The organism is Desulfovibrio sp., assembly GCF_034006445.1.
Lineage (GTDB): Bacteria > Desulfobacterota > Desulfovibrionia > Desulfovibrionales > Desulfovibrionaceae > Desulfovibrio.
The window spans coordinates 120,215-137,103 of sequence record NZ_JAVESS010000003.1; the positions used below are offsets into that span (position 1 = coordinate 120,215).

Annotated in this window: 10 protein-coding genes; 7 read left to right on the forward strand and 3 right to left on the reverse strand. The window is 57.9% G+C overall.

Annotated elements, in window-relative coordinates; translation table 11 throughout:
* Positions 1-426: 426 nt before the first annotated feature.
* A complete protein-coding gene (locus tag RBR41_RS05290) occupies positions 427-1,887 on the forward strand; it encodes an NAD-dependent succinate-semialdehyde dehydrogenase (RefSeq protein ID WP_320351545.1) in 1,461 nt (486 codons plus the stop codon).
* Between the two features lie 82 nt (positions 1,888-1,969).
* On the forward strand, positions 1,970-2,827 hold the full coding sequence (locus tag RBR41_RS05295) for an NAD(P)-dependent oxidoreductase (RefSeq protein ID WP_320351546.1): 858 nt from the start codon (positions 1,970-1,972) through the stop codon (positions 2,825-2,827).
* A gap of 361 nt (positions 2,828-3,188) precedes the next feature.
* Here the strand turns inward: RBR41_RS05295 and RBR41_RS05300 are convergent, their stop codons facing one another.
* On the reverse strand, positions 3,189-4,736 hold the full coding sequence (locus RBR41_RS05300) for a sigma-54 dependent transcriptional regulator (RefSeq protein WP_320351547.1): 1,548 nt from the start codon (positions 4,734-4,736) through the stop codon (positions 3,189-3,191).
* A gap of 420 nt (positions 4,737-5,156) precedes the next feature.
* On the opposite strand from RBR41_RS05300, the gene larB reads away from it, so the two are divergent.
* On the forward strand, positions 5,157-5,930 hold the full coding sequence (gene larB, locus RBR41_RS05305; protein WP_320351548.1) for a nickel pincer cofactor biosynthesis protein LarB: 774 nt from the start codon (positions 5,157-5,159) through the stop codon (positions 5,928-5,930).
* A 629-nt stretch (positions 5,931-6,559) separates the two neighbouring features.
* Here larB and RBR41_RS05310 read toward each other — a convergent pair.
* Both RBR41_RS05310 and RBR41_RS05315 read right to left on the reverse strand, forming a co-directional pair.
* Positions 6,560-6,784, reverse strand: coding sequence for a hypothetical protein (locus RBR41_RS05310; RefSeq protein ID WP_320351549.1), 225 nt, complete (start codon positions 6,782-6,784; stop codon positions 6,560-6,562).
* Between the two features lie 27 nt (positions 6,785-6,811).
* Complete coding sequence (locus RBR41_RS05315; RefSeq protein ID WP_320351550.1) at positions 6,812-8,539, reverse strand: peptidoglycan DD-metalloendopeptidase family protein; 1,728 nt, start codon at positions 8,537-8,539, stop codon at positions 6,812-6,814.
* A 340-nt stretch (positions 8,540-8,879) separates the two neighbouring features.
* Between RBR41_RS05315 and RBR41_RS05320 the strand changes: the two genes are divergently transcribed.
* From RBR41_RS05320 to gyrA, 4 genes are all read left to right on the forward strand, one after another.
* The gene (locus RBR41_RS05320) at positions 8,880-10,268 is read left to right on the forward strand and encodes a DnaA ATPase domain-containing protein (protein WP_320351551.1); all 1,389 of its coding nucleotides are present in this window, start codon (positions 8,880-8,882) and stop codon (positions 10,266-10,268) included.
* Positions 10,269-10,417: 149 nt separating this feature from the next.
* Complete coding sequence (gene dnaN / locus RBR41_RS05325; protein WP_320351552.1) at positions 10,418-11,572, forward strand: DNA polymerase III subunit beta; 1,155 nt, start codon at positions 10,418-10,420, stop codon at positions 11,570-11,572.
* Positions 11,572-13,977, forward strand: coding sequence for a DNA topoisomerase (ATP-hydrolyzing) subunit B (gyrB, locus tag RBR41_RS05330; RefSeq protein ID WP_320351553.1), 2,406 nt, complete (start codon positions 11,572-11,574; stop codon positions 13,975-13,977). The genes dnaN and gyrB overlap by 1 nt, the downstream gene beginning before the upstream one ends.
* 237 nt (positions 13,978-14,214) lie before the next feature.
* Positions 14,215-16,782, forward strand: coding sequence for a DNA gyrase subunit A (gyrA, locus tag RBR41_RS05335; RefSeq protein ID WP_320351715.1), 2,568 nt, complete (start codon positions 14,215-14,217; stop codon positions 16,780-16,782).
* The last annotated feature ends 107 nt before the right edge of the window (positions 16,783-16,889 follow it).

A 16,889-nucleotide genomic window follows, 5' to 3' on the forward strand; every position in this document is an offset into this window, starting at 1 on the left:
GAATGCGGTTCATGATGCAGGCGCTCAAACATGATTCTGGCACCCTTGATCACAGCGCTCCTTGCGGGCGACCCTGCCACGGTGTTTGGCACTACCACTACGAAAGTGCCAAACATATAGGGTTTAATTTGAAAACACCTGTGATGATTGGCTGTGCTGACCCATGTCACTCCATTTTTTTCTTTAAGACGTAAAGACGCCTTTCATGAAAAAGCCGCAGAAACTGACCGTGTTAACTTTAAACTGCATACGCAGGTTCATCTGCAGCAGAGACAATGGATAAATCTACGATGAACACAACATGACGCTGGATCTGGCGTCTGCAAAATTTAAACAGGTTATATTTAGGTGTCGCCTTCTCTAACAAGTCGTTACCCACTATGCATCGGGAAATAACTCCCATGCGACAAAATCAGGAGAGTTTTAATGTTGACGCTTAATGATCCTTCCTTGTTTCGTGAACAATGCTATGTGAACGGCCAGTGGATTGATGCAGACGACAAGTCCGTCATCAAGGTAGATAATCCGTCCAAGGGTGAAATCATCGGCTCTGTGCCGAAGTTCGGCGCTGCTGAAACCCGTCGCGCCATTGACGCCGCCGAAGCTGCATGGGCCGGCTGGCGCGCTCTCACGCCAAAAGAACGCGGAGCTTGCCTGATAAAATGGCACGACCTCATCCAGGAAAACAAGCAGGATCTGGCCCGTATTCTTTCGTACGAGCAGGGCAAGCCCGTGGCTGAATCCCTGGGCGAAATCGCTCTGGGTTCGTCCTACATCCCCTGGTACGCCGAAGAATGCCGCCGTACCTATGGCGACGTGATCCCTGCGCCGCGCAAAGGCATACGCCCCATCACCCACCACCAGCCCGTGGGCGTGGTTTTCGCCATTACGCCCTGGAACTTCCCCATGTCCATGATTGCCCGCAAGACCGCCCCGGCGCTGGCCGCCGGTTGCCCCGTTCTTGTCAAGCCCGCTTCGGCCACTCCGTATTCGGCGCTGGCTATGGCGGAACTGGCGCACAGGGCCGGTTTCCCGGCTGGTGTGTTCAACGTGCTCACCGGTTCTGCCAGCGTCATGGCGGCAGAAATGGCCTCCAACGTAAAGGTGCGCAAGGTTACATTTACCGGTTCCACTGAAGTGGGCAAAAAATTGACTGCCCAGACCGCGCAGACCATGAAGCGCGTTTCAATGGAACTGGGCGGCAACGCTCCCTTTGTGGTTTTTGACGATGCCGACCTGGCCCTTACCCTCAACTGCGCTTACGGCAGCAAAGTTCGTAACGCAGGGCAGACCTGCATCAGCACCAACCGTATCCTTGTGCAGGAAGGCATTGCTCAGAGCTTTGTGACGGGTCTTGTGGAGCGGTTCAAAACCCTCAAGGTGGGCGATGGCTTTGAAGACAACGTCGAGGTCGGCCCCCTGATCAACCAGAGCGCTGTGGAACACTGCGAAGCACTGCTGGCGGACGCCGTGAGCAAGGGCGCGAAAATTCTGCTGGGCGGCAAACGCCATGCTTTGGGCGGCAACTTCTTCGAGCCCACCGTGCTCACTGGCATGACGCGGGAAATGCGCATTTTCCACGAAGAAATCTTTGGCCCCATCGCTCCCATCATGACCTTTGCCTCAGAGGCCGAAGCCGTTGAACTGGCCAACGATACGCCTTTTGGTTTGGCCTCTTACGTGTTTACCCAGAATCTGAGTCGTGCCTGGCGCATACCCGAAGCTTTGGAATACGGCCTCTGCGGCGTGAACGATGCCGCTCTGGCTCTGGCGGAAGCGCCCTTTGGCGGTGTGAAGGAAAGCGGAACCGGACGCGAAGGCGGCCGCGAAGGCCTGCTGGACTTTATGGAAACCCGTTATGTTCTTATGGGTGGCATTGTCGCGTAATTGATTGATTTTTTCTGAGGATGAACTGCGCGCGCAGACATCCAAAGTCATTATTCTGTCCATACTTCCAAAGGAGTTTCATATGCAGTTTGGATTCATCGGCGTGGGCCTCATGGGTGGCCCTGTGTGCCGCAATCTTATTCGTGGCGGCAAGTCAGTTTTGGTATATGACCTTTCCAAAGATGCCGTTGAACGTACCCTGGCAGTCGGGACCACGGGCAAGGCCGCTGCAGCCCTGGAAGACCTGGCTTCCTGCGATGTGCTGTTCACGTCTCTACCGCTGCCGCAGCATGTCATGGGCACCATGTGCGGCAACAAGGGACTATACAAGATCATGAAAAAAGGGGCCATTCATGTGGAGCTTTCCACCATTGACCCCACAACAGCCGCTACCCTGGCTGAAGAAGGCGCGCAGTCCGGCGTGGCCTACATCCAGTGCACCCTGGGCAAAACACCCGCGCAGTGCGAAAAGGGCGAAGAACCCATGTTCATTGGCGGCAATCAGGAAGCCATAAAGAAACTGGAAGACGTGTTCAAAATCATCGGCATTCCCAACTATGTGGGCACTGCCGATGCGGCCTGCGCCGTTAAACTTATCAGCAACATGATTGGCATGAGCAACCTTGTGATCCTGGCCGAAGGTCTTCGCCTGGGCGAAAAGTCCGGTATGGACCTGAACCAGCTGCTCACCCTGCTCAGCGACACCGGCGCGCGCAGCTTCCAGATGGACGTGCGTGGCCCCTGGATCGCTCAGGGCGACTTTGCCAACCGTTTTGGCCTTGATCTGGCTCTTAAAGACGTGCGTCTTGGCTGCGAAATGGCGCGGGCCTGGGGTCTTGACCTGACGGGTATAGAATCGGCCCTGGCTGTTTACAAAGAGGCCAGCGCGTCAGGATATGGTCAGGAAGACTGCAATGCTGTGTTCAAGGTTATCAAGTAGCGTATAGCTAAACAGGCTTCTTTTACGGTCGTGGCCTCCAGGTGCCTGGTATTTGCCAGCGCCTGGAGGCCACAACCTTTCCGGCAACCCTGCACAGGCCGCTGCCAATGTAAAACTGGGGGTCACGCCTGGCTGGGAGATTTTCCGGCTGGCGCTGTGTCCAGCACGGAAAATTGCAGGCGCAGCACTTCCCGATCTCGCACCGCGCCCAACCGCAAACATTGGCAGCAGAGCCTGTGGGCGAAACTTCTAGAGCAGATTACCTTTGAAACGTGTAACATTTCAAAGGTAATCTGCTCTATTCAATAAAATAGGGGAAAAGCCGGCAGTAACCCGCGTTTGCAGGTTTACACAGCCATAATCAGTCGATGGGATGTCCTGCGGCGCGGTATTCGTTAAGCTTGTTGCGCAAGGTACGCACCGAAATGCCCAAAAGGTCTGCGGCCTGCGTCCTGTTGCCCGATGTGGCCTCCAGCCCCTTGAGAATCATGATGCGCTCCATCTCGTGCAGGGGGATGACCGCGCCGCCTGACACCAGGGCACTGTCGCCCGAGCTTTGATTCAGGCTCCTCAGCGCGTCCTGGCTGCCGCTGGAGCCCTCAAACGGGGCTGCCTGACCATCTGCCTCGTGCGCACTGTCCTGACCCGCCCAGGCGGCGTCAGGGCTGTGCTCGCTGCTATTTTCGTCAGGGGCATATTGGGGCTCGTCTTCCTCGAACAGCGGCCAGTCGTCATTTTCAAGCAGAAAATGGCGCGGTTCCACCGGGCGGCCGTTGGCCAGAAGCACGGCGCGCTCCATGAGATTTTGCAGTTCGCGCACATTGCCGGGAAAGTCGTAGTCGCGCAGCCAGTCCATGGCGCTCTGGGACAGGACAGTCTGCGGCAACGCATATTCGCGCACGTACATGTTCATGAAAAAGTGGGCCAGTTCCAGCACGTCCTCGCTGCGCTCCCGCAGTGAAGGCAGGCGCAGGGGAATGACGTTCAACCTGAAATACAGATCCTGGCGGAATTTGCCCTGTTTGACCCAGTCTTCCAGATCGCGGTTGGTGGTGGCGAGCACGCGCACGTCCACCTTGAGGGTTTCCGTACCGCCGACGCGGTCGATCTCGCCCTCCTGAAGCACACGTAAAAGCTTGGCCTGAAGGGCCATGTCCATTTCAGAAATTTCGTCCAGCAGCAGGGTGCCGCCGTCGGCAAGCTCGAATTTGCCGGGCTTGCGCGCGATGGCCCCGGTAAATGCACCCTTTTCATGCCCGAAAAGCTCGCTTTCCAGCAGATGCTCCGGCAGGGCGGCGCAGTTGACGGCCACAAAGGCCTTGTCGGCGCGCTTGCTCATGGCGTGCAGGTAACGGGCGAACATTTCCTTGCCTGTGCCCGATTCGCCGGTAATGAGCACCGTTGCGCGCGAACCGGCCACCTGACGCGCCAGTTGCAGAACCCTGGTCATGGCCGGGTGTCTGCCCACGATGCGCGGGCCAGCGGCGCCCACGTAATGGGGTTTGCGGCCGCCAAGGGTGGAGGAGGGCAAAGCCGCCTTGCGGGCCGCCCCGTTGCCCACTGTTCGTGCCACGGCCACAATGCGCTCCACGTCAAGAGGCTCAAGCCAGTAGTCCCTGGCTCCAAGACTCATGAGGCGTTCGGCCTCCTCGGCAGTGCCCCTGTCCGTAATGACGATGACAGGAGGAAAATTGGGGTCTTCAGCACCCACGGCCAGGAGGTCTTCCACCCTGAAGCCGGGCAGGGAAGGACGCGCAAAAATGATCCCCGGGCCGGATTTGCGGATAAATACTGAAGCTCCCTTGAGATTTTCAGCAATACCAAGTTCATATCCGGCGTCGCGCAATGGAGGAAAGACCGTTGTTACGGCTTGGGCGGGGGTAAGAAAGAGTAAACGGCGCGTCAACATGAATTTTTCTTACCGTGTCGTGCGATACAATGCAACCAAGGGATGTCAAAAGACAGTAAAACTTTACATTAATGCGCCGCCACACGCAGAGAGCAATTTATCTTTCAAACTGCACGTATCGTGCTCTGGCGGCTGCGTTAACAGACGTTCGCTACGGAGGTTCATCTGCGCGGGTAAATGCCGTAGTGAACGTGCCTCAGCTTTTGAGAATATATATTCTCAAAGGTAATTTTTTGCGGCTCAGCCCCTGCCCGGCGACGATAAAGTTTTTTGCGGCTCAGCCCCTGCCCGGCGACGCCGTGCGGCACGGGCGCGGAACTGCCGCGCCGCGCGGCCGCTGCCCGAACAACCACTGCCCTAACAACCGCTGCCCTAACAACACTGCTGACAAGAGCCAAAGCCTGCCGTATACAAGAGGGCATGTCCAAACCCCAATTACTCAAAATTCTGGAACAGGTGGCCGCAGGCACCCTCAAGCCTGAACACGCTCTGGAACATCTGGGTACGCAGGCTGTGCGGGATACCCTGCACGGGCTTACCCTTGACCCACAGCGCGCCTTGCGCACCAGCCTTTCCGAAGTGGTTCTGGCCCAGGGAAAAAGCGACGCTGCCTTGCTGGCGGCTGTGGAAGGGCTGTCGCATCACGGCCCGGTGCTGGTCAGCCGCGTGAATCCAGGTCAGGCAGCGCTGCTTGAAGATCGCTTTTCCGTGGGCTGTTACTGGCCCGACGCCCGACTTTTTTCCCTTGGCGGTTCCCTGGCATTTGCCAGGGCCGTACAGCCCCCCTGGCCTCAAGAGGGCGAAGTCATGATTGTGACCGCAGGAGCGGCGGATATTCCTGTGGCCCTTGAGGCCTACTGCTGCCTCGCTTTCTGGGACAAAAACTGCGGTCTGGTCACAGACGTGGGCGTGGCCGGTCTTGACAGGCTCACACCCCATGTGGAAGCCCTACGCAAGGCAAAAATCATCATTGCCGTTGCCGGTATGGAAGGCGCGTTGCCAGGAGTGCTGGCTGGCCTTGTTTGCTGCCCGGTTCTGGCAGTGCCCACAGCTGTGGGCTACGGCATCGGAGCAGGGGGGTTTGCCGCCCTTTCAACCATGCTCAGCACATGCGTACCCGGCGTGGCCACCCTCAACATTGATAACGGCTTTGGCGCGGCGGCCTTTGCCGCAAAGCTGCTGAACAAGAAATAGCAGGGCGCGAGAGTTTGGCACGCCGCAACAGCGCGAGGATGCAGCAAAAATTTCTTCATTCGGCAGAGACCCCTTGAAATGCTTTGCATTTCAAGGGGTCTCTGTTCTCATTTTGGCTTCTCGGCTTGGGCGCTCGGCTTGAATTCTCGGCTTGAATTCTCGGCTTGAATTCTCGGCTTGGTCGCTCGTCTTGGGTTCTCGGCTTGGGCGCTCGGCTTGGGCGCTCGCTTGAACGGCGCTCTTCGCCTTCAGAATATACATACTATATAACTAATTATTTCAGATTGTTATATTAGTTATTCACAAAATTAACAGCCTCTGCCAGACCCAATGATATCCGCCAGCCCCATTACGACGCGCTGGCCGCGCAATGTGTGCACACCGCGCTGTCATTTCAGCCAGTAGTTGGCCAGCAACCAGTCCGCCACAGGCAGCTACGGACAGCTACAGGCAGCCACGGGCAGCGCCAGGCAGCCACGGGCAGCGCCAGGCAGCAACATAACTAACTAAAATATATAATAAAATTATTTTTCGTTATACTTGTGTTATAAAAAACCCGCCGCGCTTTTCACCCTGTTTTCAGGCGAAAAGTGCGGCGGGTCGCTCTACACTGACAGATTTGCAAAAAATCAGGCCCAGCCGCTGGTGACGGCTCCCAGGCCAAGGATGTTTGCGGCGGCCATCCTGAACTGCATCTGCATGAACGACTGCGCGCTTTCTGCGGACAAAAGCTGGTCTGCCGCGGCCGTGCCGTCATTGATGACGGAAGGCACATAGGAGATGACATCCGTTGTGTCGGGCGGGGTGTTCTGCACCACCACGGCAATACCGGACATGGGTTCAAAGTACATCATGGCTGCCTCCTTGCGGGGGCGACGGCATCAGCGCCGACTCTTTTTGACGGGTTTACTCTTTTCTTTTTTCACGGGCTTTTCTGGCGCGGCAACGGGCGCTACTGGCGCAACTGACGCATCTGGCACCACACTGTCCACGGCGTATTCCGAGAGATTTTTTTCTCCCTTGAGATAGGCCAGTTCCAGGGCCACCGTCTTTTCAAATTCCGCCATGGCCCTTTTGGGTACCGGCTCGCCACGCGGGTTGATGGCCTTGGTGGGGTCAATGAACTTGCCGCTCTGACGAAGCCGGAAATCCAGATGCGGCCCGGTGGCCAGGCCCGTACTGCCCACAAATCCTATGACCTGTCCCTGACGCACCCGCTGGCCCGTGGCCAATCCCCGCGCATAGCCCGAAAGGTGGGCGTACATGGACTCAAGACTGGCAGAGTGCTTGACGATGATCTGGTTGCCATAGCCTCCGGCCCAGCCGCGCTGTGTCACCACGCCCTCACCGACGGCCTTGACGGGCGTTCCCGTGGGCGCGGCGTAGTCCACGCCGTGGTGCGCCCGCGTATAATTCAATATGGGGTGCAAACGGCTGTTTGTAAAGCGGGAGCTTATGCGCGTGAAGGCCAGAGGAGCCTGAAGCAAGGTTTTGCGCAGGTTTTCGCCCTTGCGGTTATAATATTCGGCCCGCTGATTGCCGTCACGAAAGAGGTAGGCTTCAAAGGTCTTGCCCTTGTTGGTGAAGTGGGCGGCAAGAATACGCCCATAGCCCTTGTATTCGCTGTCACGGTAGCGCTTTTCCACCAGAACGGAAAAAGAGTCGCCCGATTGCAGATCACGGATAAAGTTGATTTCAGAGCCGAAAAGATCAGCCAGCTTGAGAGCCATCTGCGGGCTTTCGCCAAGGTCGGCCACGGCCTGAAACAGGTTGTCGTTGATGCTGCCTTCAACAGCGCTCAGCAGAACCACATACTCGATGGGCTCCACCCGCGCGGCGGGATTTTCCCTTCCTTCCACCACGAGGCGGCGGCGGCTGTCTATCTCGTATTCAAAGCGTTTGACCTGCCCGGATTCCTTGTCGGTCACAACAAGATAGGGCTGGCCTTCGCGGAAAGAACGCATGGAAAAAACCTGGCGGGCGGCGCTGACATACTGCTGCACACCCTGACCCCCGGCGCTTTCCAGAACCTTGCTGACAGTATCGCCTTTTTCAAAAGTTCCCCTGATTACCGCCTCGCCGGGCGCGGCCCCTGTGTCCGCAGCGTCCGCAGCGTCTGCGGAATCTGCGGCGTCCGCGGAATCTGCGGCATCAGCGGAATCTGCGGCAGCGGCACCATTGGCGGCTTCTGTGCCATTGGCGGCAGTAGGGCCAGCGGCTTTGGCGGCTGCCTCGGCAGCAACGTCAGCGCCGGTTGCGCCTTCGGCTGCTTTTCCGGTTGCCTGCCCAGTTATAGGGCCAGTTATAGGGCCAGTTGCAGGGCCGGTTGCAGGGTCAGCTGTACTGGCGCCGTCTGTTTTTTCGGGAGAAGAAGAATCGTGAGCAGCGGAATCTTGGTGGGATGCGGCGTCTGTTTCAGTCCCGGAAGCCCGGGCCCCATCCGGAGCGGGGGCGTTTTCACCGGCAGATCCGCTGTCCGCCGTTGTGGTCTGTTCCTGTTGCGGCGCAGCGCCTGTGCCGGATATAAAAGAGGGCACCCCGGCATGGCGCGCCAGAACAACTCCCAGCAGCACCAGCAGCAGGACCCCGATTAACCATAGTCTTTTCATCGTAAACCCCATTGAGAGCTTATACCCATGGGGACAAGCCTTGTCCAGTTCTGGAGATTTGCGCAGGCCGCAATACAGGTATCCCCGCCGCGTCAAAAAGATGCTGGCAGGATGTACGGCCACTGGCAGACCCGGCAAAAAGCCTGCGGTTTTCCACAGTTGTCCACAAGCTGCCCGTCATACGGGTCAGGACGCGCCACTTGTTTGCGTTCATCTTTTGTGTTATGAACATCCCTTGTTCCTGTATGGCGGAAGCCGAAAAAAACGGGGCCGGGAACACCCCTGCGGATCAAGCCTTTATCCACAGGGTATGCCCTGTGCGGCCACTGAACATAGAGCTATGCTGAAAAACGAGTTGCGGGACATACTGGCGGAACATCAGGCCATCGCGGGGGAAACCTCCTGGCTGAACAGCCTTACCCTACGCCAGGAAGAAAACACTCTGCGGGTGGTTTTTCCGCACATGTATTTCGCGGCATGGTTCAGCCGCCACAAACGCGCCGCCTTTGAAGAGGCCCTCAACCACCACTTTGAAGAACTGAGCGCAAGCCCGGCTCCGCAAATAGTATATGAACGCGCCGCCCCCCTGGCGCAGGTTGTGGAAACCCCCATGCCCGGCAGCGCGGATTCCGGCTCTGACAGCGCCGCGAGCGAAGCCGCGCGTGAAGACCCTTTTGCCGGATTCATTTTTAACAACAAAAACACCTTTCCTTTGGCCACGGCCAGAGAAATTGCCGAAAACACCGAATCCACGGCCTATAATCCTTTTCTGGTCTGCGGGCGCAGCGGCACGGGCAAAAGCCATCTCCTGCAAGCCATTGCAGCCACGCTGGGGCGCTCCACAGACGCGGCGCGCATGGTCTGCGCCAATGCGGCCCGTTTTTGCACTGAAGACACGGTGTGGGCCAAAAGGCCCGAACTTTTCTGGCAGCGCTATGACGTCCTCATTCTGGACGACATACAGGACATGGCCGGTCACAGCGGCTGGCAGGGCAACCTTGTGGCCTGTATGGACGCCTGCCCCGGCAGACAGGAAAACGGCGCTTCCCCTGTCCACCAGCAGAGCGGCGCCTTCACTTGTGATACGCCTGCGCGTAAAGAAGGAAGGGGCAGAGCCGCCGCCCGCATGATATTTGCCTGTTCCGGCCATCCGCAAACGCTCAAGACGCTGGACGAACGCCTGCGTTCCCGGCTTGAGAGCGGCCTTGTGGTGGAATTGATGGAACCTGATCTTGATGTGCGGCTGCGTTACCTGCAGCTCATGTGCAAGGAGCGCCGCCTGTCCCTTACCCGCGAACAGCTGCTTTTTCTTGCGCAGCGCTGTTCGCAGTTCCGTCTTCTACAGGGGCTCATGCTCAAGGTCGGCGCGTATTGCGCGGTCAAAGGCCGCAATCTGACCCAGCTAGACCTGGAAAATATCGTGCGCACGGGCGTGGCTGAAAAAATGCCGGGCTGCCGCGAAATTCTGTCCGATGTGGCCAAGAGTCTCAATCTCAAGACTGAAGACGTTCTTGGCGGCAAGCGTCGGCCTGATCTGGTGCTGGCCCGGCAGATTGCCATGTACGTCTGCCGTAAAAAACTGGGCCTTTCCTACCCGGAACTGGGCAGGGCTTTTGGCGGACGTGACCATAGTACTGTCATCCATTCCATTAAAAAGATTAACAAACTTCTAGTTAGTGACAAAAGAGTCCAGGCGTTAGTGACAGAACTTGAATTAAAAACACCCTGACCCCTTGCTGCTGCTGGATATCCCAGGTGCTTGTTCCCGGCGTTCCCTGAGCGCGACCTGGAGTGTTCCCTGAAAAGTTCAGTTATTACAAAGCGTTTTATAAATTACGCACATAGAAACAGCGCTAATAATAGTTAAGGAAAGAATTTATGAAACTAACTGTGAATAAAGAACAGATCATCGAAGGTCTGCTGAAGGCCGTTGCCATTATTCCCGCCAAGGCAGGGGCGCAGTATCTGCGCTCCATCTGGCTCAAGGCGGATAACGGCGGGCTTTCGGTCATGTCCACGGACGCCAACATCGAGTTCACGGGCTGCTATCAGGCAGAAGTGGCCGAGCCTGGCCTCATTGGCGTGCAGGGCAGAGCCTTTGTGGATCTGGTGCGTCAGCTGCCTTCGGGCGTGCTGCATCTTTCCCTTGACGAGGCGTCGGGCAATCTGCTCATTGAACAGGGCCGCCGCTCCTACAAGCTGCCGGTAAGCGGCGCTGAATGGTTTCAGAATTTTTCCACCTTTCCTGAAGAAAACACCGTGACCTGGTCAGGCGACTTTCTTCAGGACGTGCTGGACAAGGTGACGTTCTGCATCAGCGAGGACGACGCCATGGACGCCATAGCCTGCCTGTGCATGAAGCCCAAGGGCAATGGACGCATCGACGTGTGCGGCCTTAACGGCCACCAGTTCGCCCTTGTGTCCTTTACCCATGACGAGCTTGCCGAGCGCCTGCCCGAAGAGGGCATACTCATCCAGAAGAAGTACCTTCAGGATATCAAGAAATGGCTGGGCGTTGACGAGATTGAACTGAACATCACCGAAAAACGCCTGTACCTGCGCAGCCTCGGCAAGGCCGAGACCCTGAGTCTGCCGCGTGCGGCGCACCAGTACCCCGACTACAACATCTTCATGAGCAAGCTGGCCAGCGGCGACATGCATCCCATGACCCTTGAGCGCAAGGAAGCCATGGAAGCTCTGGGGCGCATACTCATCTTCAATACCGAAAGCGACCGCTGCACCTATATGGATCTTTCCGCCAGCGAAGCCCTGCTTTCCGCCCAGGGGCAGGACGTGGGTTCGGCCAGTGAAAGCCTTGAAGTTACCTATGGCGGCGATATCAAGCGTATCGCCTTTCCCACGCGCAGCCTCATGGATGTGCTCGGACACTTTGTTTCTGCCAAGATAGACATGATGCTCACCGGGGCTGAAGGCCCCTGCGGCGTGCGTGGCGCTGACGACCCCGAGTACACGGTCATCATCATGCCCATGAAGGTTTCCGAAACGACCTACTATAGCGAGGAAGACGTTTAATGGCTCCCCAAACCCCCGGTAACGGCGGCTACAACGCCTCTTCCATTACCATTCTGGAAGGGCTCTCTGCCGTGCGCAAGCGCCCGGCCATGTATATTGGTTCCACGGACGCGCGCGGCCTGCATCATCTGGTTTACGAAGTGGTCGACAACGCCATTGACGAAGCCATGGCCGGCTACTGCACGCGCGTTACCGTCATTCTGCACGCTGACAACAGCGTGACCGTGCGCGACGACGGCCGCGGCATTCCTGTGGACATCCATCCCAAGGAAGGCGTGTCCGCTGTTCAGGTGGTCATGACAAAGCTGCATGCCGGCGGCAAGTTTGACAACTCCAGCTACAAGGTGTCCGGCGGTCTGCACGGCGTGGGCGTGTCCTGCGTCAACGCGCTTTCCGAAGAACTCACCGTGACCGTGCGCCGTGACGGCAAACGCTATCGCCAGCATTACTCGCGCGGCATTCCCCTGGACGAACTGACGGTCATCAGCGAGGGCGTGGACGGCCACGGCACCACCGTGCGCTTCAAGCCAGATGAGGAAATTTTTGAGGTTTTCGAATATTCCTATGACACGCTCAAAAAGCGCTTTGAAGAGCTGGCCTATCTCAACCAGGGCCTGACCATCGAGTGCATTGACGAGCGCATTGGCGAAACGCACGTTTTTCACGCCGAGGGCGGCATCCGGCAGTTTGTGGCCGACCTCAACTCCGGCGAGCAGGGCATTCATCCCATTATTTTCGGTGAAGGCCTTGTGGACAACGTCACCGTGGATTTCGCCCTGCAGTACAACGCTGGCTACAAGGAAAACATCCTTACCTTTGCCAACAATATCCGCACCAAGGAAGGCGGCACCCACCTTGTGGGCTTCCGCACGGCCCTTACCCGCGCCATCAACGGCTACATCAAGGGACAGGCGGATCTTGTCAAAAAGATGAAAAACACCACCCTGTCCGGCGACGACGTGCGTGAAGGTCTTACGGCCGTCATCAGTGTCAAGCTGCCTCAGCCGCAGTTTGAAGGACAGACCAAGACAAAGCTCGGCAACAGCGAAATAGCCGGGCTTGTGGCTGGCGTCATCTATGACCGCCTCAATGTGTTTTTTGAGGAAAATCCCAAGGATATCCGCCTTATCATCGACAAGGCCGTGGACGCCGCCCGCGCCCGCGACGCCGCCCGCCGCGCCAAGGAGCTTGTGCGTCGCAAGGGTGCGCTTTCGGACAACGCCCTGCCCGGCAAGCTGGCTGACTGCCAGAGCAAGGACCCGGCGGAATCCGAACTCTTTATCGTGGAAGGTGATTCGGCAGGCGGTTCGGCCAAGCAGGGGAGAAATCCCAAGAATCAGGCCATCCTGCCATTGCGCGGCAAGATTCTGAACACCGAGCGCACCCGCTTTGACAAAATGCTGGCCAACAAGGAAGTCAAAGCCCTTATCACGGCCATGGGCGCTGGCATCGGCGAGGAAGACACCGACCTCGACAAGCTGCGCTACCACAAGATTATCATCATGACAGACGCCGACGTGGACGGAGCGCACATCCGCACCCTGCTGCTGACCTTCTTTTTCCGTCAGTATCAGGAAATGGTGGAGCGCGGCTTTGTCTACATCGCCCAGCCTCCGCTGTACCGCGCGCACAACTCGCGCATGGAAAAATTCATCAAGGACGATGCCGAGCTCAACGCCTTTCTGCTTTCCCGCGTGAGCGAAGACGTCACCATCGTGGCGAGCAATGGCCGTGAATATACGGGCAGCGACCTCACGACCTTTGTGGAGCGCCTTGAGAACATCGAGGCGCGCTTGAGCGACGCTGAAATGAGCGGCACCCCGCGCGATCTCTTTCTGGCCATGACCACCTATCCTGCGCAGATTGACCCGGCCATGCTGGAACGGCAGGATACCGGCTTCACGGACTGGCTGAACGAGCGTGGCTATATGCTGACCCTTGAGCACGAAAAGAACGAGGATGAAGAAGAGCGCCTGTTCGCCATATTTGAGAATACCGGTGGTCACCAGACCCGGCGCGGCATGGAATTCTTTTCTTCACGCCTGTACCGCATAACCTGGCAGCTTTTTGCCGATCTGCGCGAGGAGTGCGGCGGTCTTGACTTCAGCCTGCGCCGTAAAGACGGCGACGTGCCCGCAGAAAGCCTTGCCGAGCTTGTGCGCATGGTGCTGGACGAAGCCCGCAGGGGCCTCAACATTCAGCGGTACAAGGGTCTTGGTGAAATGAACCCCGAACAGCTCTGGGTTACCACCATGAATCCTGAAAACCGCATTCTTCTGCAGGTTTCTGTGGAAGATGCCAACGAGGCCTCGGACGCCTTTGTGGAACTTATGGGCGACAGGGTAGAGCCACGCCGCGAGTTTATCGAGCGTAATGCCCTGGCTGTTCAGGACCTAGATATTTAATGAACTGATACTGTTGGAAGAATGTGTTTCAGGGAGGCCATGGTCAGGCCTGGGCCTCCCCATGGTTTCTTCCGGTAGATTTTTATTTTTGTTATGGCGCGAGAATATTGACCGGCAGTCGGCTTTTTTTCGCGCTATACCACTTGAAAAGGGGTTTCAGGGGGGGTAGCCCCCGGCCGCCGGTAACGGCGGCTCCCTTGCCCCTCAAAAAACGCAGCGAGGCCCGCAGTGGCAGAAATGCAGCAGCCGCAGATAAGCATAGAAAAAGAACTCCGCAAATCGTATCTGGAGTATTCCCTTTCGGTCATCATCGGGCGTGCCATCCCGGACGCGCGCGACGGTCTCAAGCCCGTACACAGGCGCATCATGTTCGCCCAGTACGAGCTTGCCAACAACTATAACCGTCCGCACAAAAAGTCCGCCCGCGTCGTCGGTGACGTTATCGGTAAGTATCACCCCCACGGCGACTCGGCCGTGTATGATGCTCTGGTGCGTATGGCGCAGGAATTTTCCATGCGCGATCCGCTGGTGGACGGGCAGGGCAACTTCGGTTCCATTGACGGCGACGCCCCGGCGGCCATGCGTTATACTGAAGTGCGCATGTCAAAGCTGGCCCAGGAATTTCTGTCCGACCTTGACAAGAACACGGTGGATTTTCGCCCCAACTACGATAATACCCTGCAGGAACCTACGGTTATGCCGAGCAAGGTTCCCAACCTGCTGCTCAACGGCAGTTCGGGTATTGCCGTTGGCATGGCCACCAACATTCCGCCCCATAACCTTGGGGAGCTGTGCGACGCCCTGCAGTTGCTGCTTGATGATCCCCAGTGCAGCATTGACGATTTGATGGAGCATGTGAAAGGGCCGGACTTTCCCACCAGCGGTTTTGTCTACGCGGGCAAGGGCCTGTACGACGCCTATCACACCGGGCGCGGCACCGTTAAGGTGCGTGGCCGCATGGAAATTGAAGACCGCAAGAAGGGTTTTCAATCCATTGTTATCAGAGAGATTCCTTACGGGCTCAACAAGTCCACCCTGGTGGAAAAGATCGCGGCCCTGGTCAATGACCGCAAGATAGACGGCATCACCGACCTGCGCGACGAATCCGACCGCAAGGGCATCCGCGTGGTCATCGACCTCAAGCGCGGCACCATTCCGGACATTGTCATCAACGGCCTGTACAAGTTCACGCCGCTGGAAACCAGCTTTGGCATCAATATGCTGGCGGTGGTGGACAATCGCCCGCAACTGCTTAATCTCAAGACAGCGCTTACCTGCTTTATTGATCATCGGCGCGAGGTGGTCATCCGCCGCACCCGCTATGATCTTGAAAAAGCCGAGGCCCGCGCCCATATTCTTGAAGGTCTGCGCGTCGCCATCGACAATATCGACGAGGTGGTGGCCCTTATCCGCGCGTCCGCCAATCCTGAGGAAGCCCGCGCCGCCCTCATGAAGCGCTTCGAGTTTTCCGAGGTTCAGGCCAAGGCCATTCTTGAAATGCGCCTGCAACGCCTCACGGGCCTGCAGCGCGATGAACTGATGGCCGAATACAAGGATCTTTTGCAGAAGATTGAGTTCTACCGCTCCATTCTTGAAAATTCCGAAGTGCTGCGCAACGAGCTCAGGCGCGAAGTCCGCGAAATTCGCGAAACCTTCGTGACCCCGCGCCGCACCGAAGTGCTGCGTGAGGCCCTGACGGACATTGATATCGAAGACCTCATTCCTGATGAGGAAGTGGTCATCACCCTGTCGCGTCGCGGCTACATGAAGCGCACCGGGCTTGAAAACTATCAGCAGCAGAAGCGCGGCGGCAAGGGTATTGCCGCCCTGCACACCTCTGATGACGACTATGTGCAGGAATTTTTGAGCACCACCAACCACCAGTATCTCTGCCTCTTTACCAACAAGGGCCGCATGCACCAGCTCAAGGTGCACCAGGTGCCCGAAGGCAGTCGTACGGCCAAGGGCGTGCATATCAACAACCTGCTGCCGCTTGAGGAAAACGAGTGGGTCACCACGGTACTGGCCCTGCGCGAATTCGCGGAAGACAAGTACTTCTTCTTTGTGACCAAGCGCGGCATGGTCAAGCGCTCCTCGGCCTCACTGTACGCCCGGTGCCGCAAGACCGGCCTCATGGCCGTGGGCCTGCGCGAGGACGACGAACTGGTGGTGGTGCGTCCCATCCGTGAAGACAGCCATATTGTGCTGGCCACGGCCGACGGCATCGCCATCCGCTTCTCGTGCAGGGACGTGCGGCCCATGGGCCGCGTGGCCACCGGCGTCAAGGGCATAGCCCTGCGCAGGCAGGATTTTGTGGTTGCCGGCGTTATCGTGAAGGAAACGGATCAGACCACAGAGATCATGTCCATTTCCGCCAACGGCTACGGCAAGCGCACCAGCGTGGAGCTTTACCGCCTGCAGTCGCGCGGCGGCAAGGGCATCATCAACTTCAAGGTTACGGGCAAGACCGGGCCTGTGGTTGGGGCCATGCCCGTGCGCGACAATGACGGCCTGATCCTGCTGACCTCGGCCAACAAGATCGTGCGCATCAGCGTGGACGAAGTCCGCACCAAGGGCCGCGCCACCATGGGCGTCATGCTGGTGCGTCTGGACGAAGGCGGCCATGTGGTGGGCTTTGACCGTGTGGACGAAGGCGGACAGACCGGACGCGACCTTGATGAGGAACTGGACGATGCAACGCCCGTTTTGGCGGTGGAAGGCGCGCAGGCCCCGGCAGGGGACGCCGCCGACACAGCCGGGGACGAAGCGGCGAGCCAGCGGGACGAGCCGGAAGATGACGCCTGATAAGGCCTTGCGGCATGTTTTTCACTGTTGATAAAAAGGGGTTCGGGGGGGCCGTTGCGCCCCCCCGGTCGCCGCAGGGCGCTTGGGGGCGGCTTGCGGCATTTGCA